This window comes from Ectobacillus soli, from assembly GCF_042610425.1.
Lineage (GTDB): Bacteria > Bacillota > Bacilli > Bacillales > Bacillaceae_G > Ectobacillus.
The window spans coordinates 542,368-562,507 of the sequence record NZ_JBGJZM010000002.1 but is presented as its reverse complement, the minus strand read 5'-3'; the positions used below and the strand labels follow the sequence as shown (position 1 = coordinate 562,507).

21 protein-coding genes are annotated in these 20,140 nt (G+C 37.3%); 19 read left to right on the top strand and 2 right to left on the bottom strand.

Translation table 11 applies throughout. The features are described from left to right. Positions 1 to 43: 43 nt before the first annotated feature. Positions 44 to 1,390, bottom strand: coding sequence for a chromosomal replication initiator protein DnaA (gene dnaA, locus ACAN53_RS14570; protein ID WP_379970846.1), 1,347 nt, complete (start codon positions 1,388 to 1,390; stop codon positions 44 to 46). Positions 1,391 to 1,937: 547 nt separating this feature from the next. On the opposite strand from dnaA, the gene rpmH reads away from it, so the two are divergent. The 9 genes from rpmH (at position 1,938) to ACAN53_RS14525 (ending at position 10,546) form a co-directional block, all read left to right on the top strand. Further along, the gene (rpmH, locus tag ACAN53_RS14565; RefSeq protein WP_379970845.1) at positions 1,938 to 2,072 is read left to right on the top strand and encodes a 50S ribosomal protein L34; all 135 of its coding nucleotides are present in this window, start codon (positions 1,938 to 1,940) and stop codon (positions 2,070 to 2,072) included. 74 nt (positions 2,073 to 2,146) lie between these two features. Further along, complete coding sequence (gene rnpA, locus ACAN53_RS14560; protein ID WP_379970844.1) at positions 2,147 to 2,518, top strand: ribonuclease P protein component; 372 nt, start codon at positions 2,147 to 2,149, stop codon at positions 2,516 to 2,518. A 31-nt stretch (positions 2,519 to 2,549) separates the two neighbouring features. Then, on the top strand, positions 2,550 to 3,311 hold the full coding sequence (gene spoIIIJ / locus ACAN53_RS14555; RefSeq protein WP_379970843.1) for a YidC family membrane integrase SpoIIIJ: 762 nt from the start codon (positions 2,550 to 2,552) through the stop codon (positions 3,309 to 3,311). A gap of 383 nt (positions 3,312 to 3,694) precedes the next feature. Then, complete coding sequence (gene mnmE / locus ACAN53_RS14550) at positions 3,695 to 5,071, top strand: tRNA uridine-5-carboxymethylaminomethyl(34) synthesis GTPase MnmE (protein ID WP_379970842.1); 1,377 nt, start codon at positions 3,695 to 3,697, stop codon at positions 5,069 to 5,071. A gap of 20 nt (positions 5,072 to 5,091) precedes the next feature. After that, a complete protein-coding gene (mnmG, locus tag ACAN53_RS14545; RefSeq protein ID WP_379970841.1) occupies positions 5,092 to 6,981 on the top strand; it encodes a tRNA uridine-5-carboxymethylaminomethyl(34) synthesis enzyme MnmG in 1,890 nt (629 codons plus the stop codon). Positions 6,982 to 7,002: 21 nt separating this feature from the next. Then, positions 7,003 to 7,722, top strand: coding sequence for a 16S rRNA (guanine(527)-N(7))-methyltransferase RsmG (gene rsmG, locus ACAN53_RS14540; protein WP_379970840.1), 720 nt, complete (start codon positions 7,003 to 7,005; stop codon positions 7,720 to 7,722). Positions 7,723 to 7,819: 97 nt separating this feature from the next. After that, entirely contained in the window at positions 7,820 to 8,677 is an 858-nt protein-coding gene (gene noc / locus ACAN53_RS14535) for a nucleoid occlusion protein (RefSeq protein WP_379970839.1), read from the top strand. Positions 8,678 to 8,946: 269 nt separating this feature from the next. Next, entirely contained in the window at positions 8,947 to 9,708 is a 762-nt protein-coding gene (locus tag ACAN53_RS14530) for a ParA family protein (RefSeq protein ID WP_379970882.1), read from the top strand. Beyond that, complete coding sequence (locus ACAN53_RS14525; RefSeq protein WP_379970838.1) at positions 9,701 to 10,546, top strand: ParB/RepB/Spo0J family partition protein; 846 nt, start codon at positions 9,701 to 9,703, stop codon at positions 10,544 to 10,546. The genes ACAN53_RS14530 and ACAN53_RS14525 overlap by 8 nt, the downstream gene beginning before the upstream one ends. A gap of 48 nt (positions 10,547 to 10,594) precedes the next feature. On the opposite strand, the gene yyaC is transcribed toward ACAN53_RS14525, so the two are convergent. Then, positions 10,595 to 11,209 carry a spore protease YyaC gene (yyaC, locus tag ACAN53_RS14520; RefSeq protein WP_379970837.1) on the bottom strand — a complete coding sequence of 205 codons (615 nt, stop codon included), beginning with the start codon at positions 11,207 to 11,209 and terminating at the stop codon, positions 10,595 to 10,597. 169 nt (positions 11,210 to 11,378) lie between these two features. On the opposite strand from yyaC, the gene ACAN53_RS14515 reads away from it, so the two are divergent. The 10 genes from ACAN53_RS14515 to dnaB all read left to right on the top strand — a co-directional run bounded on the left by ACAN53_RS14515 (position 11,379) and on the right by dnaB (position 20,128). Then, positions 11,379 to 12,260, top strand: coding sequence for a mechanosensitive ion channel family protein (locus ACAN53_RS14515; protein WP_379970836.1), 882 nt, complete (start codon positions 11,379 to 11,381; stop codon positions 12,258 to 12,260). 20 nt (positions 12,261 to 12,280) lie between these two features. Next, positions 12,281 to 12,484 carry a DUF951 domain-containing protein gene (locus ACAN53_RS14510; RefSeq protein WP_379970835.1) on the top strand — a complete coding sequence of 68 codons (204 nt, stop codon included), beginning with the start codon at positions 12,281 to 12,283 and terminating at the stop codon, positions 12,482 to 12,484. A gap of 233 nt (positions 12,485 to 12,717) precedes the next feature. Next, positions 12,718 to 13,818 carry a redox-regulated ATPase YchF gene (gene ychF / locus ACAN53_RS14505; RefSeq protein ID WP_379970834.1) on the top strand — a complete coding sequence of 367 codons (1,101 nt, stop codon included), beginning with the start codon at positions 12,718 to 12,720 and terminating at the stop codon, positions 13,816 to 13,818. Positions 13,819 to 14,057: 239 nt separating this feature from the next. Continuing rightward, on the top strand, positions 14,058 to 14,345 hold the full coding sequence (gene rpsF, locus ACAN53_RS14500; protein ID WP_379970833.1) for a 30S ribosomal protein S6: 288 nt from the start codon (positions 14,058 to 14,060) through the stop codon (positions 14,343 to 14,345). Positions 14,346 to 14,377: 32 nt separating this feature from the next. Continuing rightward, positions 14,378 to 14,881 carry a single-stranded DNA-binding protein gene (gene ssb / locus ACAN53_RS14495; RefSeq protein WP_379970832.1) on the top strand — a complete coding sequence of 168 codons (504 nt, stop codon included), beginning with the start codon at positions 14,378 to 14,380 and terminating at the stop codon, positions 14,879 to 14,881. Between the two features lie 30 nt (positions 14,882 to 14,911). Next, a complete protein-coding gene (rpsR, locus tag ACAN53_RS14490; RefSeq protein WP_379970831.1) occupies positions 14,912 to 15,148 on the top strand; it encodes a 30S ribosomal protein S18 in 237 nt (78 codons plus the stop codon). Positions 15,149 to 15,292: 144 nt separating this feature from the next. Then, positions 15,293 to 16,225 carry a YybS family protein gene (locus ACAN53_RS14485; RefSeq protein WP_379970830.1) on the top strand — a complete coding sequence of 311 codons (933 nt, stop codon included), beginning with the start codon at positions 15,293 to 15,295 and terminating at the stop codon, positions 16,223 to 16,225. A gap of 59 nt (positions 16,226 to 16,284) precedes the next feature. Next, positions 16,285 to 18,258 (top strand): DHH family phosphoesterase, encoded by a 1,974-nt coding sequence (locus tag ACAN53_RS14480; RefSeq protein ID WP_379970829.1) that lies wholly within the window; start codon positions 16,285 to 16,287, stop codon positions 18,256 to 18,258. After that, positions 18,255 to 18,701 (top strand): 50S ribosomal protein L9, encoded by a 447-nt coding sequence (gene rplI / locus ACAN53_RS14475; protein WP_379970828.1) that lies wholly within the window; start codon positions 18,255 to 18,257, stop codon positions 18,699 to 18,701. Before ACAN53_RS14480 ends, rplI begins: the two co-directional genes overlap by 4 nt. 74 nt (positions 18,702 to 18,775) lie before the next feature. Then, positions 18,776 to 20,128, top strand: a complete 1,353-nt coding sequence (dnaB, locus tag ACAN53_RS14470; RefSeq protein ID WP_379970827.1) for a replicative DNA helicase — start codon at positions 18,776 to 18,778, stop codon at positions 20,126 to 20,128. The last annotated feature ends 12 nt before the right edge of the window (positions 20,129 to 20,140 follow it).

Sequence of the window (20,140 nt, the reverse complement as noted above, 5' to 3'; positions counted from 1 at the left end):
TGGATAGACTGTGAGTAAATAGTAAACTTTTATTCACATTATTCTATTGCTTCAAAATCTCACAGATTTCTTCAATTTGCTTTTGTAACTGCACATCCGTTTTGGCAAGTCGAGAAATTTTTTCGTGAGCATGGATGACAGTAGTATGATCTCTTCCCCCAAATTCTTCTCCGATTTTAGGAAGAGAGGAATCCGTTAGCTCTCTTGACAAGTACATAGCAACTTGTCGAGGGAACGCTACTGACTTTGTTCGTTTTTTTGCTTTAAAATCCTCTAGCTTTATTTGAAAAACTTGCCCAACTACCTTTTGAATATCATTAATGTAAATGACCTTTGGTTTTGAATTTGGAATAATATCTTTTAATGCCTCTGCCGCAAGATCGGCATTAATATCTTTATTAATTAAAGAAGAATAGGCTACCACTCGTATAAGAGCACCTTCTAGCTCACGAATGTTGCTATCAATTTGATTAGCAATATACAACATCACTTCATTCGGGATATCCAAACCTTCAGCTCGTGCTTTTTTTCGCAATATCGCAATCCGCGTTTCTAAATCTGGAGGTGTAATATCTGTAATGAGCCCCCATTCGAAACGAGAACGCAGCCGATCTTCCAGTGTTGGTATTTCTTTCGGCGCACGATCACTGGAAATGACAATTTGCTTACTTTCTTCATGAAGGGCGTTAAAGGTATGGAAAAATTCTTCTTGTGTTTGTTCTTTTCCAGCTAGAAATTGAATATCGTCAATTAAGAGAACATCAACATTACGATATTTATTTCGAAAATCAACTGCTTTGTTATCCCGAATACTATTAATAAATTCATTTGTAAATTTTTCAGATGATAAGTATACAACCTTTGCATTCGGATTATGCTCTATAACATAGTGACCGATTGCATGCATGAGATGTGTTTTCCCTAGGCCAACACCACCATAAATAAATAGTGGATTGTATGCTTTAGCAGGTGCTTCTGCAACAGCTAACGATGCCGCATGCGCAAAGCGATTGCCTGATCCAATTACAAATGTATCGAATGTGTATTTGGGGTTTAGCATACTTGGCTTAAACTGGTTCGGTTCATCGTTGTTGATCTTCCGTCGATTGGGCGGTGTATAGTCAAAGTCTTCTTCTGTCTGACTTTGTGGAATAATAAAGCGAACATCAAGTTCTTCTCCTGTGACATGATATAACGTTTCTGAAATTAATTCAGAATAATGAGATTCGAGCCAGTCTCTGGCAAATTCGTTCGGAGCGGTTATGGTTAAATCATTTTTTTTAAGAGAATAAGCTTTTGTAGATTTTAACCAAGTTTCGAAGCTAGGCTTACTCACCTTTTTTTGGAGCTGTTGTAAAGTCTGATCCCATAAGTCATCTATATTTTCCAAAGAGGTACCTCCTTCTTTCTATAATGGGTCCGAACTTTGTACAAGTTTTGTACAGAACATATATGAATAAATATTCAAAGTAAGAAAAAATGAAAGTATTGCAATATAACATGGAATACATGTATCGACAAAATACCATGCATGTGGACAAGTTGTTATTCACATGTGAAAAAATATGTCCACATGTTATGCACAGGTTGTGGATAACAACAGACTGTGGAAAACTTGTCCGAAGGTGAAAACACAAATATGATATCAAAAAAAGAGTGTAATATCAATTTGTTTCGTAAAGTTATCCACAAAAAGAACATTTCATACCAATATTTTATCAACAGGGGGGTCTTTTGTGTAAAAATCAAAAAATATCTGTGGATTATTTAATTTTCCTTTTTTTATTATCCACATGAGTATAGAATATTGAGTAAAAGCTTGTGGATGCGTGAAATAATAAAGAAAAGTATATTGGGGCATTGACATTTAGAGGGTATATTAACTATAATTTATTAGACTGTCTTTAACAGTTATTCCTCAGGGAGGTGTCATATACATGAAACGTACGTATCAACCAAATACACGTAAGCGCAGCAAAGTACATGGTTTTCGCAGCCGTATGAGTACTAAAAACGGCCGTAGAGTTCTTGCAGCACGTCGCCGCAAGGGAAGAAAAGTATTATCTGCGTAGGCCACTGATCGTTCAGTGGTCTTTTTTCTAATAATGTATCCTTTCCACTGGCGATATACAGGAGTGTTAAACAGATGAAGAAAAAAAACCGTATAAAAAAAAACGAGGAGTTTCAAAAAGTATTTAAATTAGGAGTATCGAATGCGAACCGCCAATTTGTAATGTATTCTTTACATAAACCAGGTCAAGAACATTTTCGTATCGGACTTTCAGTAAGCAAAAAGTTAGGAAATGCTGTTGTGCGTAATAAAACGAAGAGAATGATACGACAAGTATTTACGGAGTACAAAGATTGCATAGATTCTGAAAAGGATTTTGTTATAATAGCAAGGAAGCCTTGTGTAGAAATGACGTACGAGCAATTTAAGAGTAGTTTATCCCACGTACTTCGTAAATCTGGCATTAAACTGTCATGGCAAGAGCAGAAGAAGGAAGAAATACAATGATAGGACATACTATTAAGGGAGGAAATGGTACGTGAAAAAGAAAATTACTTTTCTGGTCATGATGATCGCACTTGTGGCTGTTGTCAGCGGCTGTAATCAAGTTAACCAGCCGATTACACCAGAAAGCACTGGTATTTGGAATCAGTACTTTGTATATCCGCTTTCTCAAGTTCTTACATTTTTTGCGAATCTCTTTAACAATAATTATGGATTATCGATTATTATTGTAACGTTAATCATCCGTACTGCCTTGCTGCCGCTTATGATTAAACAAACGAAAAGCACGAAAGCAATGCAGGCGTTGCAGCCAGAAATGGTAAAGTTACGTGAAAAACATAGTAGTAAAGATCAAGCTACCCAACAAAAACTGCAACAAGAAACGATGAAATTGTATCAACAAAATGGTGTAAATCCTCTTGCAGGATGTTTACCAATTTTTATTCAAATGCCAGTTTTATTTGCTTTTTACCACGCTATTATGCGTACGGCAGAAATTAAACAGCACAGTTTCTTATGGTTTGGTTTAGGAAGTCCTGATCCTTTTTACATCTTACCGATTTTAGCTGGTGTCACTACATTTATTCAGCAAAAAATGGCTATGACAGGACAAAACAATCCGCAAATGGCAATGATGCTTTGGCTGATGCCAATTATGATTGTTATTTTCGCTATCCAATTCCCGTCTGCACTTTCTTTATATTGGGTCGTTGGGAATATTGTAAGTATTGCTCAAACCTATTTCATTAAAGGTCCTACACCGCAAACTGCTCAAGTTGAGAGCTCTAAAAAATGACTGCATTGATAAACGGTTGAATTAGCAGTTTAAATAGGTTTAGCAGGCTAGGAACTCTGCTACATGAATTATTGCAGTGTTAGATGAAAAGGAAAAAAATTTATTTGTTAAAAAATGTAAAAATCGTTACCTTTCTATTTAGGTAACGATTTTTTTATTCCATTTTTTGTGGAAAAGTAGAAGGAAAATAGGACAGTGACTTATCCACAGTGGATAAGTTTACAGAAGATATCATCAGGATATAATATATTAAGTTAATATTCTTTTTTAGAAGTCATCAGTATGGTATGCTATTTTTTTAGTGGATAAAAATAAACTTAACATAGACAAAGTACGAAAACGTACAATGAGGAAGTTTAAAAGAGGTAGTGAGGTGAAATGAAATGGAACTGGATACGATAGCAGCAATTAGTACGGCACTTGGCGAAGGAGCCATTGCTATAGTACGGGTGAGCGGAGAAGAAGCGATTGCGAAGGTGAATCAGATATTTAAAGGATCAGACTTATTAGAGGCACAGTCCCATACAATCAAGTATGGACATATCGTGGATCCACATACAAATGTCACCGTTGAAGAAGTTATGGTTTCAATAATGCGCGCGCCAAAAACATTTACACGAGAAGATGTAGTAGAAGTGAATTGTCACGGTGGTCTTGTATCAGTAAATCGTGTCTTGCAGCTTATTTTAGCGCAAGGAGTAAGACTTGCAGAGCCTGGTGAATTTACGAAGCGTGCTTTTTTAAACGGGCGCATTGATTTATCTCAAGCAGAAGCGGTCATGGATTTGATTCGTGCAAAAACTGACCGTGCGATGAATGTTGCTATGAATCAAATAGAAGGACGCTTATCAAAGCTCATTCAGAATTTACGGCAACAATTAATTGAAACAGTTGCGCATGTTGAAGTAAATATTGACTATCCAGAGTATGATGATGTAGAGCAAATGACGCACGACGTACTGCTTACAAAAACAGAAGCAGTTCGAGCAGAAATTCGTAAACTGTTAGAAACGGCAAAACAAGGGAAGATTTTACGAGAAGGAATTGCTACTGCCATTATAGGACGTCCCAATGTAGGGAAATCTTCTCTTTTAAATAGTCTTATTCAAGAAAAGAAAGCAATCGTGACTGATATTGCGGGCACAACCCGTGATATAATTGAAGAATATGTGAACGTATTAGGAGTACCTCTCCGTTTAATAGATACTGCAGGTATTAGGGAAACAAAGGATATTGTTGAGAAAATTGGGGTGCAACGATCTAAGGATGTGTTGCAGAAGGCGGATTTAATCTTGCTTGTTCTTAATCAAAATGAGCCACTCTCGCTAGAGGATGTGGAGTTGTTTGCTGCTATTAAAGGAAAAGAAAGCATTGTTATCGTAAATAAAACCGATTTACCCAGACAAATTGATTTAAACCGTGTACAGGAATTATCTGCAGATGCTCCAATTATTGCAACCTCTCTTCTTGAAGAAAAAGGGATTACTGAGCTAGAACAGGCAATAGCCGCAGCTTTCTTTGAAGGAAAGATGGAGTCAGAGGATTTAACATACGTTTCAAATAGCAGACATATTGGACTGTTACAACAGGCCGAAAGAACAATTACGGATGCGATAGAAGCCATACAAAGTGGGATTCCCATTGATTTAGTGCAAATCGATGTTACGAGAACATGGGAGATACTTGGTGAAATTATAGGAGACACCGTACAAGATAGTTTACTTGACCAGTTATTTTCTCAGTTTTGTTTAGGAAAATAACGTAAAGGGAGGAATTCAAAATGGAATATGAAGCTGGTTCATTTGACGTCATCGTTGTAGGTGCAGGTCATGCTGGCTGCGAAGCAGGACTTGCTGCTGCACGTATGGGAGCCAAAACATTATTATTAACAATAAATTTGGATATGGTCGCATTTATGCCATGTAATCCTTCTGTTGGAGGTCCGGCTAAGGGAATTGTTGTTCGTGAAATTGATGCGTTGGGCGGAGAAATGGGACGCAACATTGATAAAACCTACATTCAAATGAGAATGTTAAATACAGGGAAAGGGCCAGCTGTTCGTGCGCTTCGGGCACAGGCCGATAAATTTGCGTATCAGCATGAAATGAAAAATACAATTGAAAATACACCTAATATGACACTTCGCCAAGGTATGGTAGAGCGTCTTATTGTAGAAGAGGGGCAATGTAAGGGAGTCATTACACATACGGGTGCTGTTTACAAATCCAAAACTGTTGTAGTCACTACTGGTACTTACCTTCGTGGTGAAGTAATTATTGGGGATTTAAAATATTCAAGTGGTCCTAACAACCAACAGCCTGCAGTTAAACTTTCACAACACTTAGAAGAACTAGGCTTTGAATTAGTGCGCTTTAAAACTGGTACCCCCCCACGTGTAAATGGACATACAATCGATTATAGCAAAACAGAAATACAGCCGGGTGATGATGTTCCACGTGCATTTTCATTTGAAACAACAACATTTTTGATGGATCAAATTCCATGCTGGCTCACTTATACAAGCGAAGAAACACATCGTTTAATTGACGCAAATCTTCATCGGTCTCCTATGTTTTCTGGTATGATAAAAGGTAGAGGTCCACGGTATTGCCCATCTATTGAAGATAAAATTGTTCGTTTTCACGACAAACCGAGACATCAGCTATTTTTAGAACCAGAAGGTAGAAATACGAAGGAAGTTTATGTACAAGGATTATCTACAAGTCTGCCTGAAGATGTCCAACGTGAAATTTTAAAAACAATCGCAGGTCTTGAAAATGTGGAAATGATGCGAACAGGATATGCCATTGAATATGATGCAATGGTACCAACGCAGCTTTGGCCTACACTAGAAACAAAAAAAGTTCAAAATTTATATACGGCAGGTCAAATTAACGGAACTTCTGGATATGAAGAAGCGGCAGGTCAAGGTATTATGGCTGGTATTAATGCTGGTTGCCGGGCGTTAGGTAAAAAAGAAGTAATCTTAGATCGTTCTGATGCCTACATTGGCGTTTTAATAGATGATTTGGTGACAAAAGGAACGAATGAACCTTACCGACTTCTTACATCTCGCGCCGAATATCGTTTGTTACTTCGTCATGACAATGCTGATTTACGTTTAACGGAAATTGGTCATGAAATTGGGATGATTTCAGATGAACGTTATGAACGTTTTATGGCAAAAAAGGAAAGAATTGAAAAAGAAAAAGCTCGCCTTTCCTCAACAATTATTAAGCCAACACCAGAAGTACAAGAACTTATTCGAAACGCAGGCGGAAGTGAGCTGAAGGATGGTATTCGTGCAAGTGATTTACTACGAAGACCAGAAATGACATACGCACATATCAACGCAATTATTCCTAGTGAAGAGCCAATCGAGGATGAAATCACGGAGCAAGTTGAAATTCAAATTAAATACGAAGGTTATATTGAAAAATCGTTACAACAAGTGGAACGTATGAAACGAATGGAGAATAAAAAAATTCCTTCGAATATTGATTATGAAGCTATCACAGGTATTGCAACAGAAGCTCGTCAAAAATTACAGGCAGTACGACCCTTGTCTGTTGGTCAGGCATCTCGTATTTCGGGAGTAAATCCTGCTGACATCTCAATTTTACTTGTTTATTTAGAACAAGGAAAAATTGCTAGAGTATCTAATCAATAAACAGGTAGGAGATATAAAGAGATGAACATGCAACTTTTCCAATCGATGTTAGAGGAGAAAGGGATTTTCCTTTCTCCTCTGCAGCTTAATCAATTTGAAATCTACTACCAACTGTTAGTAGAGTGGAACGAAAAAATGAATCTAACTGCTATCACTGAAAAAGATGAAGTGTATTTGAAGCATTTTTTTGATTCCATTACAGCTGCCTTTTATTATGATTTATCTAAACCTCTTTCCCTTTGTGACGTAGGAGCAGGTGCTGGGTTTCCTAGCATCCCCTTAAAAATCTGTTTTCCGCAGCTGCGAATTACCATTGTTGACTCCTTACAAAAACGAATTACGTTTTTAAATTATTTAGCATCATCACTTGAACTAGAGAATGTTGCCTTTTATCATGACCGGGCAGAAACATTTGGTAGAAAAGAAGGTATACGTGAATCATTTGATATTGTAACAGCTAGAGCTGTAGCACGTTTGTCTGTTTTGAGTGAGCTTTGCCTTCCTTTGGTAAAAGTAGGTGGCACATTTATTGCCATGAAAGGTGCTGCAGCTAAAGAAGAATTGGAAGCAGGCAAACATGCCATACAAGTTCTTGGAGGGGAAATTCGTGATAGTAGTACCTTCCAATTACCAATTGAAGAAAGTGAGCGAAACATCATCATTATTGAAAAATGTAGAAAAACGCCAAAGAAATATCCACGTAAACCCGGTATGCCAAATAAATTGCCTATTGAAAAGTAAATCTTATTCGAATTATGATGGAATAGTATAAGTAGCGCCCTAATGTTTCACGTGGAACATTTCTTGTTTAGTATTCAATAGGAGGTGGTGGAGTAGTATGAAACATACATTTTCTCGTCTGCTTGGCTTGGGAGATAAGGACGATTTACTAGGGCAAGATGAAAATAAAGACATACTCCGTGATGAAGTCGTTCAAATTCCAATAGAAAATATTATTCCCAATCAATATCAACCAAGAACTGTATTTAACGATGCTCGTATTGATGAACTAGCTTTAACAATTCGAACGCATGGAATGATTCAACCTATTGTAGTGCGAATGTATGAAGAAAATCGGTATGAAATCATTGCTGGTGAAAGAAGATTTCGTGCAGTTTCAAAGTTGGGTTGGGAAACAATACCTGCTATAATTAGAAATATGAACGATACGGAGACAGCTTCTGTAGCACTGATAGAAAATTTGCAGCGGGAAGAACTATCTGCCATAGAAGAGGCAATGGCATATCAAAAATTATTAGATTTACATAATTTAACCCAAGAAGCTCTTGCGCAACGTCTTGGTAAGGGACAATCTACGGTTGCTAATAAACTTCGTCTTTTAAAGCTTCCAGAACGAGTTAAAGAAGCATTATTAGATAAATCAATAACCGAACGACATGCTCGTGCACTTATACCCTTAAAACAAGAAGAATCACAGCTGAAAATTCTTCAAGACATATTAGATTTTCATTTAAACGTAAAGCAAACCGAAGAACGTGTTGCAAAAGTTTTACAGCCAAGTAATCCTAAGCCGAAACAAAAACGTAAGGCCGTAAGTCGAGATATGCGAATTGCAATGAATACGATTCGCCAATCGCTACAAATGGTTGAAGATAGCGGATTAAAGGTTGATTCCGAGGAACAAGAGTATGAAGAATACTATCAAATTACGATAAAAATTCCGAAAAAAAGCTAGTTTCATTCTCTATCGACCTCTTCTTAATAGAAGGGGCTTTTTTTCGATACGTAATAGGCTTACGTATCGATTATATTTTATTGAAATGTATGACAGAAGTTATTTTCTGTTGATGAGGATGATCCTATCATGGAAAGTTTCTAGCTTTTCATGATTTTTAATTGGAAATTTTGAAGTTTTATACAGAATACAACGGAAAATACTCATATTCATGATACAATGGGCTTACATCATACTCGTAGGGGAGAAAGTTGAAGGTAGGTGTTACCATGGGTAAAATTATTTCGATTGCCAATCAAAAAGGTGGAGTTGGAAAGACAACCACCGCCGTTAATTTAGGAGCATGCTTAGCACAACTAGGGAAGAAGGTTCTACTTGTAGATATTGACGCGCAGGGAAATGCTACAACAGGAGTCGGACTCGAAAAATCTGAATTAAAGCAGTGTGTATATAATATACTTGTTGAAGATGAGGATGTACGTGATATCATCAAGCCAACTGTCATGAAGGACTTATTTGTGATTCCTGCAACGATTCAATTGGCGGGAGCAGAAATAGAGCTAGTCCCGACAATTTCTCGTGAAGTGCGTCTCAAAAGAGCTCTTCAGCCAATTCGTGATGAATATGACTATATTTTAATTGACTGTCCTCCATCTCTCGGATTAATAACGATTAATGCACTTACTGCTTCTGATTCGGTTATTATTCCTGTACAATGTGAATACTACGCCCTAGAAGGATTAAGCCAGCTTTTAAATACGGTACGACTTGTTCAAAAACACTTAAATAAGAATTTAGCAATTCAAGGTGTACTATTAACAATGCTAGATGCAAGAACAAATTTGGGACTTCAGGTTATTGATGAAGTGAAAAAGTATTTCAGAGATAAAGTATATCGTTCCATTATTCCTAGAAATATTCGCCTAAGTGAAGCACCAAGTCACGGAAAACCAATTTTGCTATATGATGCTAAGTCCAAGGGTGCTGAAGTATACTTAGATTTAGCGAAGGAAGTGATTGCAGGTGGCTAAAGGACTAGGTAAAGGAATTCAAGCACTTTTCCCTGATTTAGAGGCAAAAGAAGAGGAAATTGTCCAAGACATAGAATTGAACCAAATTCGTCCAAATCCCTATCAACCTCGTAAATATTTTTCGAACGAAGCCATTCAAGAATTAACGGACTCAATCAAAGAACATGGTATTTTACAACCTATTATTGTTCGGAAGAGTATCAAAGGATATGAAATTGTCGTAGGGGAACGCAGATTTCGAGCAGCAAAGGAAGCAGAACTTGAAAATATTCCAGCAGTTGTTCGTGGATTAAATGATCAACAAATGATGGAATTAGCACTATTAGAAAATCTGCAACGTGAAGACCTTTCTCCAATTGAAGAAGCACATGCTTATCAGAAGCTTATGGAGGAACTTAAGCTCACACAAGAACAACTCGCAAAACGATTAGCAAAAAGTAGACCACATATCGCCAATCATATCCGTCTACTCTCTCTTCCTACATACGTTCAGGATTTTATCTCAGAAGGAAAACTTTCAATGGGACATGGGCGAACACTCTTGAGTTTAAAGGATCAATCTAAATTACAAGCTGTTATTAGCCGTATTCAAAAGGAAAGTTTAAATGTTCGACAATTGGAACAATTAATACAGCAAATGAATCAAAATGTTCCACGTGAAACAAAAAAGGTAAAAAGAGAACAGAATATTTATTATGTAGAGCAAGAAACTGTTTTACGTGAACGATTTGGGACAGCTGTAAAAATTAAAGAGAAGGACAACAAAGGTAAAATTGAAATCGACTTTTTTAATAAGGAAGATTTACAACGTATTTTAGATGTATTAGCAGGCGAGTAATATAAGGATGAGACATGCTAGAAAGAGGTGACTCAATGAGTAATTATTTTACTCCTTTTGAATCATCTCTTTCCTTTTTTTTCGAAGAGAAATAGCATAGTCCGTTTTTTGAATACTTGTAGCAATGACATGTGCCATTTTCATAACTAAATGTAATCTTGTATTTTGGAGAACAAAAAACTCCATAAATCCATGGATATTAACGATGCCATGGATGTGTAGGTTTCCTACGGATGGAAGGCTTTTATTCATTGCTGCGCCTGGTTTGCAAGGCCCTTTCCCAATAGAGATACTACCAACATGCTGGGCTTTACCTAAACAGGCATCAATCGCTATAATAAATGGATTGGTGTGCCGCTTTGTTATATGTAGCAAGGTTTCTTCTAAATTTAAAGCATGGACGGGTTTCTCAAGCGTGCCATATAGATGGAAATTTTCCATCTGTCTTTCAATTAACTTTGAACCGACTAAGGGGCCTAACGAATCACCAGTGGAACGATCGCTTCCAATACAAACTAAAACAATAGGTTCTAGTAGTTCGGAAGGAACAAATTCATCTAACGTTTTGCTAAGTCGATCACTCACATCTTGTTCGTCATAATATAGTGAATGGGACTGCTTATCAAGAAACGGAAAGGTAAAACGAAATGATCCTACGCTCACAAACATCCATCCCTTTATAGAATAGTATCATTATATCGGGAATCCAGACTTTTTATACTTCAAATAAGGATGAAAATATAAAAATGCAAACTATTTTAGTACAGAAGAATTAAAAATTTCTGTTACAATTATAAAATGAAATGTTCAAAAACTAAGGAGAGATTACGTAATGAGTTGGTTTGAGACTACCTATAATCAGCTAGTGAGTTTCTTATTAGATACAAAAATTTGGATTAATTTTTCAATAGGTGTTGTGAAAATTATCTTTATTCTTCTGGCAGCAAACATTACTGTACGAGTTGGAAAAGCAATTATCCGAAATGCTTTTAAAATAAACGCAAAGTCTCCACTTTCTATGTCTAAAAGAAGAACAACCACTGTTGCCAGACTGCTACAAAATATCATTACATATGTCGTATATTTCGTAGTTATTATTATGATATTAGGTATACTGGGAATTGAAACGAGAGGGATTTTAGCTGGAGCGGGCGTAATTGGGTTAGCAATCGGGTTTGGTGCTCAAAACTTAGTTCGAGATGTTATTACTGGTTTTTTCATTTTGTTAGAGGATCAATTTTCTGTGGGGGACTACGTAAAGCTTGGTAGATTCGAAGGCGTTGTACAAGAAATTGGATTACGGACTACAAAAATAAAAAGTTGGACGGGTGAGCTTCATATTCTACCGAATGGTGGAATTAAGGAAGTAACCAATTACTCTTTAAGTAATAGCGTAGCGTTTGTTGATGTTAGTATTTCATATGATAGTAATATTCATCATGTAGAGCGTGTATTGGAATCATTACTTGATGAGCTTCCAATGCGTTACGAGCAAATGGTAAAACGACCAGAACTGCTGGGAATTCAAAATTTGGGTGCATCTGATGTTGTTATGCGTATTGTTGCTGAGGTTCATCCTATGCAACATTTTGTAGTAGGGAGAGCACTTCGCAAGGAAATTAAGCTTCGACTTGATGAAGAGGGCATTGAAATTCCATATCCTCACATGATTTTGTATAATCGTCAAGAAGCAGAAAGTCAAAAAGCAAATTGACTGTAAGAGGTGACATTTGTATGGCAGAAAAAGTGTTTGCACTAAATGATATTGTAGAAATGAAAAAGGTACATCCCTGTGGAACCAATCGGTGGAAAATCATTAGAATGGGAATGGATATACGAATTAAGTGCGAGGGATGCGGACATTCCGTACTCATACCACGACGGGATTTTGAAAGAAAGATGAAAAAAATTCTAGTGAAACATGAAAGTGAAGAGTAAGCCATGTCTATGCTTTTCTAATGTTTCTTGCTTTCACTTGTCAAGTAAGTAGTTACTATCTATAATGATGAAAGATTACAAATACGTTTAGCTTTTTCACGAAGGTGCGAATTAGATTGAAATCATGTCGTAGCCCTCATATGTCAATAAAGAAGTATGGATGAGTTGGATTATTTACCATGACTTTGGAAAGACATATCGTGATAGATGCTTTCATTTAGGAGTGAGTGAGGATGGGATTAACAGCTGGTATCGTTGGTTTACCAAATGTAGGGAAATCAACGCTGTTTAACGCAATTACGCAAGCAGGTGCAGAGTCTGCAAACTATCCGTTCTGTACCATAGATCCGAACGTAGGTATTGTTGAAGTTCCGGATTCACGTTTAAATAAATTAACGGAGCTTGTACAACCGAAAAAGACAGTGCCGACCGTTTTTGAATTTACTGATATTGCTGGTATTGTAAAAGGAGCAAGCAAAGGCGAAGGGCTAGGTAATAAATTTTTATCACATATTCGTCAGGTTGATGCGATTTGCCAAGTTGTTCGCTGTTTTGAAGATGAAAATATAACGCATGTATCAGGGAAAGTAGATCCTATTTCTGATATCGAAACCATTAATCTAGAATTAGTTTTAGCAGATTATGAGACGATAGAAAAACGTATAGAACGTGTCGGAAAACTTGCTAGGCAAAAGGATAAGGATGCGGTAGCAGAGTTTAGCATTTTAGAACGATTAAAGGATGCGTTTGAAAACAGTCAACCTGCTCGTACAGTAGAATTTACTGAAGAAGAAATGAAGCTTGTTAAAACGCTTCACCTATTAACGATTAAGCCAATGTTATACGTTGCAAACGTAGGTGAAGACGATGTGATGGACCCTTCTGATAATGAATATGTTAAACGAGTACGTGAATTTGCAGCTATAGATAATGCGGAAGTAATCGTAGTATGCGCAAAAATAGAGGCAGAAATTTCAGAGCTAGAAGAAGATGAAAAGAAAGTATTCTTACAGGAGCTTGGCATTGAAGAATCTGGACTAGATCAATTAATTCGTGCTACTTATCACCTTCTCGGTCTTGCTACCTATTTCACTGCAGGTGTTCAAGAAGTTCGTGCTTGGACCTTTAAAAAGGGAATGAAGGCACCACAATGTGCGGGGGTTATTCATACCGATTTTGAACGTGGTTTTATTCGGGCAGAAACTGTTTCATACGAGGATTTGCTGCAAAATGGCTCTATGAATGCAGCTAGAGAAGCAGGTCGGGTTCGTTTAGAAGGAAAAGATTATGTCGTACAAGATGGCGACGTTATGCATTTCCGCTTTAACGTGTAAGAGTATGATTGTATATGTAAAATAATATTTAACATACAAATAATAAAAGAATGTTAGAAACATTTTGGGAAAATGACGTAAACAAAGAGGTATTTTCTTGTTTTGAGTCATTTTCTTTTTTGTATTAGAATAAAGTTGCTTCTAGTATATGACTATGCTATAATTTAATCTCGTGAGTAATTGATAAATTGCTCCTTGCCCATTAATTGGGCCGTTTAGTCCAAAAGGAGGTGACTGTGATGAAAAAGTATGAAGTTATGTATATCATCCGTCCAAACATTGAAGATGAAGCTAAAAAAGCTTTAGTTGAACGTTTCTCTAACGTGTTAACTGACAATGGTGCGGAAATTACTAACGTTAAGGAATGGGGTAAGCGCCGCTTAGCTTATGAAATTAACGATTTCCATGATGGTATCTACATGATTCTAAAAATCAATTCTGAAGCTCCTGCAGTTCAAGAATTCGATCGTTTAGCTAAGATCAGTGAAGATATTATCCGTCATATTGTTGTAAAAGAAGAAGAATAAGATTAATGAATATATAAGGGGAGTGGGTTCGGTTGATGAATCGCGTTATACTCGTTGGGCGATTGACGAAAGATCCAGACTTACGTTATACACCAAATGGAGTCGCAGTAGCTACTTTTACATTAGCAGTAAATCGACCATTTTCGAATCAACAAGGCGAACGCACAGCTGATTTTATTAACTGTGTTGTATGGCGAAAGCAAGCTGAAAACGTAGCGAACTATTTAAAAAAAGGCAGCCTTGCTGGTGTTGATGGCCGTGTTCAAACTCGCAACTATGAGGGACAAGATGGTAAGCGTGTATATGTAACAGAAATTGTTGCAGAAAGCGTGCAATTTTTGGATACGAAGTCTAGTAGTGATCAACGTGGATCGTACAATTCTCAACCTGCTGGTTCCGATTATGGAAACCAAGGACCACAAAACAACCCATTTGGATCGTCTAGCAACTCTAAATCGGGAAATGCTAAAAACGATGATCCTTTTGCAAATGCAGGTCAACCAATCGATATTTCGGATGATGACCTACCATTTTAACGTTTATAATATAAGAATGGAGGGATTATGATGGCTCCTGGACGTAAAGGCGGTCGCGCAAAACGTCGTAAAGTATGTTACTTTACTTCTAACGGTATTACACACATTGACTATAAAGATGTAGAACTTCTTAAACGTTTCGTTTCTGAACGCGGTAAGATTTTACCTCGTCGTGTAACTGGTACTAGCGCTAAATACCAACGTAGATTAACAATTGCAATTAAACGTTCTCGTCAAATGGCACTTTTACCATATGTGGCAGAATAAGAACTGTGAAAATGCACAGTAGGGAAATATCTCTACTGTGCATTTTACTATGCTCTTTATTAGATAGCTTCCATACTATTCATAGTTAAAATGAAAATAAGGATGGTCATTTTATAGTTTATGATTGAAAGATGAGGGAAAACAATGAAAAATATTAGGTGGATTACTGAAGGTGCCGTTCTTCTTGCATTGTATATTGTTTTACTTCTTGCAACACTTTATATGCCGATTGTTGGCATTATTCTTCCCTTTACGCTTCCAATTCCTTTTCTTATTTTTGCGATGAGACATGAATGGAAATATTCGTTGATTCTCTTAGTAGCAGCATCTCTATTGTCGATTGTAGTGAGCTCCTTACTTACGATTTCAACGGCTATTATGTTTGGTACGACAGGCATTGTTCTTGGAATTATGTATAAGCATAAAAAGAGAGCCTTGCAACTCCTAGTCGCAGGAGCGCTCATTTATACTATAAATTTGGTAGCTCTTTATATCATTAGTGTTACTTTTTTTTCATATAATTTTATTCAACAATCGCAGGAGCTCATTACGCAATCTATTGCATTTTCAGAACAATTTATGCGGGCTACGGGAATGCAAATAAATGAAAATCAGCTTGCGCAAATGAAGCAACTGCCGAAAATTATGGGTTATGCACTCCCGTCCCTAGTCATTATGGGATCCTTTATGATGTCCTGGCTAACGCTTATTATTGCTACGCCGATATTAAAGCGGTTACGGTTTGAAGTGCAACCGTGGCCATTATTTCGTGAAATTCAAATGCCCAAAAGTGTACTCTACTACTATGTTCTCTTTCTAGTTGTAGCAATGTTTATACAAGTACAAGAAGGCTCCTACTTATATATAGCTATCCTTAATTTAAATCTCATCCTGCCGATTATTATGACTATTCAAGGTTTTTCATTTCTGTTCCTTTACTGCTATAAAAAAGAATATCCAAAGTTCATTCCGATAGTTGTGGTTGTATTATCAATCTTTATACCGTTCTTATTTTCTCTTGTGAGTTTCTTGGGTATAATTGATTTAGGTTTTTCTTTGCGAAATCGATTGAAATAGTAATAAAGTAGGGAATGAAGCTGTAGCTTGGGGCAAGTTATCTTATAGGAGTTGAACGTATGCCAGAATTTTATAAGAAACAGAAGTTTCTATATCCTATTTATTCGTTAGCGTTCTTGACTCTCGTTACCATTACTGTACTTACGTATCACAACTGGATAGTCGGGATTCTGGCTTTTGTCATTTTTTGTTTCGTCATTTTCTTTTTAGTGAAGTTTGAACTACTTTTCCGTAAACATTTAAGACAATATACATCTAGCATGATTTCTAGAGTCAAAAAAGTAAACGATGAGGCATTAAACCAAATGCCAATTGGAATTTTACTTTACAACAAAGAGTATATAGTCGATTGGGCAAATCCGTATTTATCATCGTGCTTTGGATATCAACTACTTTCTGGTTGGCATTTATACGACTTATCAGAAACACTACTTCTCCGTGTAAAAGGAGAGACGGATGAAGATATAATTAATTTAAACAAACGAAAATTTCGTATTTTTGTTCGTCGTGAGGAAAAACTCGTTTATTTTTTTGATGTGACAGAGCAAACACAAATTGAGAAAATGTATGAGGAACAAAGAACGGTCCTAGCTGTCATTGTGCTAGATAATTACGATGAGGTTACACAAGGTTTAGATGATCAAGTTCGCATAACTATTACAAGTCACGTCACTTCCTTATTAAACGCTTGGGCGTTAAAATATGGACTGTATTTAAAGCGTGTTTCATCAGAACGATATTTCGCAGTATTAAACGAAAGCATACTTGTGCAGCTTGAAAAGAGTAAATTTGATATTTTAGATCAGGTTAGGGAAGAAACATCTAAGAAAAATATACCACTAACGCTAAGTATTGGATTAGGATCAGGAGCCATTCTTCTGCCGGAGCTAGGAAGTATTGCTCAATCAGGGCTTGATTTAGCACTAGGAAGAGGAGGAGACCAAGTCGCCATAAAACAAGCGGCAGGTAAGGTCAAATTCTACGGTGGTAAAACAAACCCAGTTGAAAAGCGTACGAGAGTGCGCGCACGAGTCATTTCACATGCTCTGAAAAATTTGGTGCTAGAGAGTAATAATGTCATTATTATGGGACATAAGCTCCCTGATATGGATGCAATTGGTGCTGCGATTGGTATATTAAAGGTCGCTGAAATTAATGATCGTGACGGATATATTGTAATCGATGAAAATGGGCTCGACAAAGGCGTAAAGCATCTTATCACTGAAATTAAGAAAAATGAAGATTTGTGGTCACGCTTTATTAGTAGGGATCAGGCTCTAGAACTTGCTTCGAAGGAATCTCTTCTTGTCATAGTTGATACACATAAGCCATCTATGGTTATGGAGGAACGCCTCCTTCACTCTGCTGAGAACGTAGTGGTAATTGATCACCATCGCCGGGCAGAAGAGTTCATAGTAGACCCGATTCTAGTATATATGGAGCCGTATGCTTCTTCTACAGCAGAGTTAGTAACCGAACTGCTAGAATATCAGCCAAATCGATTAAAAATGAATATGTTGGAAGCTACGGCACTTCTAGCTGGTATAATAGTGGATACAAAAAGCTTTACATTTCGAACAGGTGCCCGTACATTCGATGCTGCTTCCTTTCTTCGTTCACACGGAGCAGATACGATACTCGTACAGGAACTATTAAGAGAAGATATGAATCATTATTTGCGAATTGCTAGAACGATTCAACATGCATACATGTATAAAAATGGTATCGCCATTACAAAGGCTGCGGAAAATGAAATCTATGATCAAGTCCACATTGCGCAAGTGGCAGACACGCTTCTTTCTTTAACGAATGTAGTTGCTTCATTCGTCATTGCAAAAAGGGGTGAGCGAATGATTGGCATCAGTGCTCGCTCACTTGGTCAAATAAATGTGCAAATTATTATGGAAAATTTAGGTGGAGGCGGACATTTAACAAATGCAGCCACACAAATACAGGAAATCACGATTGCGGAGGCAGAACAAAGATTGCACCGTGTGATTGATGAGTATATTCAAGGAGGTAAAAGTTCATGAAAGTTATTTTTTTGAAAGATGTTAAGGGAAAAGGAAAAAAGGGTGAAGTAAAGAATGTAGCAGATGGTTATGCCCAAAATTTTTTAGTAAAGCAAGGGTTGGCGATTGAAGCTACAAACTCAAACGTAAATGTATTAGAAGCTCAAAAACGCAAAGAAGAAAAAGAAGCAGAGCTTGAATTAAAACATAGCCAGGATTTAAAAGAAAAGATTGAAGCCATTACGGTAGAATTAAAAGCAAAATCTGGAGAAGGCGGTCGCTTATTCGGCTCCATTTCAAGCAAACAAATTGCTGAAGAATTGCAAAAAGCTCATGGTATTAAAATTGATAAACGTAAACTTGAAATGGAAGACAGCATTCGTTCGTTAGGGGTTATGAATATCGTAGCGAAACTACATCCGAAGGTAACGGCAACGTTAAAGGTTCATGTTGACGAGCAATAAAAGAAAGCGAAATAGTAAAGGAAGTCTACCATCTGTTAGAATTGACTACATTTGCGTGAGAGGAGGAAGTGGTTATGACGGACGTATTTGCTGATCGCACCCCTCCGCAAAATATTGAAGCAGAGCAGGCTGTATTAGGAGCAATGTTTCTGGAGCAAGAAGCTTTAACAGTAGCATTTGAAATACTTTCTGTTGAAGACTTTTATCGTGCTGCGCATCAAAAAGTGTTTCAAGCGATTCTGACACTTTTTGATAAAGGAAAGCCGGTTGATCTTGTTACGGTTACTTCAGAATTAGCTGACCAAAACGTATTAGATGAAGTTGGTGGTGTTTCGTATTTAGCGGAGCTCGCAAACTCTGTTCCAACAGCAGCAAACGTAGAATATTATGCTCACATTATTGAAGAAAAGTCTATTTTACGTAGACTTATTCGAACGGCCACGACAATCGCAACGGATGGATATTCCCGTGAGGATGAAGTCGAGGACTTACTCAATGAAGCAGAGCGCAAAATACTAGAAGTATCACAAAAAAAGAATACCAAAGGCTTTCAAAATATAAAGGATGTGCTCGTCGCCACATACGATAAGATTGAATTGCTTCATAATCGTAAAGGCGATGTAACGGGGATTCCAACTGGGTTTACAGAGCTAGATCGAATGACAGCGGGCTTCCAAAAAAACGATTTGATCATTGTAGCTGCACGGCCATCGGTTGGGAAAACTGCATTCGCTTTAAATATTGCACAAAATGTAGCAACCAAAACAGATGAGAGTGTAGCCATATTCAGCTTAGAAATGGGAGCAGAGCAGCTGGTCATGCGTATGCTCTGTGCAGAAGGCAATATTAATGCGCAGCGTTTGCGTACAGGGGACTTAACTGCTGAGGATTGGGCAAAGCTCACGATGGCAATGGGAAGCTTATCAAACGCTGGTATATATATTGATGATACACCGGGTATTCGGGTAAGCGAAGTCCGTGCAAAATGCCGACGATTAAAGCAAGAAAGCGGATTAAGCATGATTCTCATTGATTATCTGCAGCTCATTCAAGGTAGCGGCAATCGAGGAGAAAATCGGCAACAAGAAGTATCTGATATTTCTCGGTCCTTAAAAGCACTTGCTCGTGAATTAGAAATTCCGGTCATTGCACTATCTCAGTTATCACGGGGTGTTGAATCACGTCAAGATAAGCGGCCGATGATGTCAGACATTCGTGAATCAGGAAGTATTGAGCAAGACGCAGATATTGTCGCCTTTTTATATCGGGATGATTACTACGATAAGGAAACTGAAAAAAAGGATATCATTGAAATCATCATTGCAAAGCAGCGGAATGGCCCAGTCGGTACCGTTGAACTTGCATTTGTTAAAGAATATAACAAATTCGTAAATATGGAACGTAGAATGGAAGAGCCAGGCGCATAACAAGAAGATTTA

What these genes read in the sequence shown, in the direction of transcription:
- rpmH (WP_379970845.1), top strand. Translation starts at nt 1,938, where the DNA reads ATGAAACGTACGTATCAACCAAATACACGTAAGCGCAGCAAAGTACAT.
- rnpA (WP_379970844.1), top strand. Translation starts at nt 2,147, where the DNA reads ATGAAGAAAAAAAACCGTATAAAAAAAAACGAGGAGTTTCAAAAAGTA.
- mnmE (WP_379970842.1), top strand. Translation starts at nt 3,695, where the DNA reads ATGGAACTGGATACGATAGCAGCAATTAGTACGGCACTTGGCGAAGGA.
- mnmG (WP_379970841.1), top strand. Translation starts at nt 5,092, where the DNA reads ATGGAATATGAAGCTGGTTCATTTGACGTCATCGTTGTAGGTGCAGGT.
- rsmG (WP_379970840.1), top strand. Translation starts at nt 7,003, where the DNA reads ATGAACATGCAACTTTTCCAATCGATGTTAGAGGAGAAAGGGATTTTC.
- noc (WP_379970839.1), top strand. Translation starts at nt 7,820, where the DNA reads ATGAAACATACATTTTCTCGTCTGCTTGGCTTGGGAGATAAGGACGAT.
- ACAN53_RS14530 (WP_379970882.1), top strand. Translation starts at nt 8,947, where the DNA reads ATGGGTAAAATTATTTCGATTGCCAATCAAAAAGGTGGAGTTGGAAAG.
- ACAN53_RS14515 (WP_379970836.1), top strand. Translation starts at nt 11,379, where the DNA reads ATGAGTTGGTTTGAGACTACCTATAATCAGCTAGTGAGTTTCTTATTA.
- ACAN53_RS14510 (WP_379970835.1), top strand. Translation starts at nt 12,281, where the DNA reads ATGGCAGAAAAAGTGTTTGCACTAAATGATATTGTAGAAATGAAAAAG.
- ychF (WP_379970834.1), top strand. Translation starts at nt 12,718, where the DNA reads ATGGGATTAACAGCTGGTATCGTTGGTTTACCAAATGTAGGGAAATCA.
- rpsF (WP_379970833.1), top strand. Translation starts at nt 14,058, where the DNA reads ATGAAAAAGTATGAAGTTATGTATATCATCCGTCCAAACATTGAAGAT.
- rpsR (WP_379970831.1), top strand. Translation starts at nt 14,912, where the DNA reads ATGGCTCCTGGACGTAAAGGCGGTCGCGCAAAACGTCGTAAAGTATGT.
- ACAN53_RS14485 (WP_379970830.1), top strand. Translation starts at nt 15,293, where the DNA reads ATGAAAAATATTAGGTGGATTACTGAAGGTGCCGTTCTTCTTGCATTG.
- ACAN53_RS14480 (WP_379970829.1), top strand. Translation starts at nt 16,285, where the DNA reads ATGCCAGAATTTTATAAGAAACAGAAGTTTCTATATCCTATTTATTCG.
- rplI (WP_379970828.1), top strand. Translation starts at nt 18,255, where the DNA reads ATGAAAGTTATTTTTTTGAAAGATGTTAAGGGAAAAGGAAAAAAGGGT.
- dnaB (WP_379970827.1), top strand. Translation starts at nt 18,776, where the DNA reads ATGACGGACGTATTTGCTGATCGCACCCCTCCGCAAAATATTGAAGCA.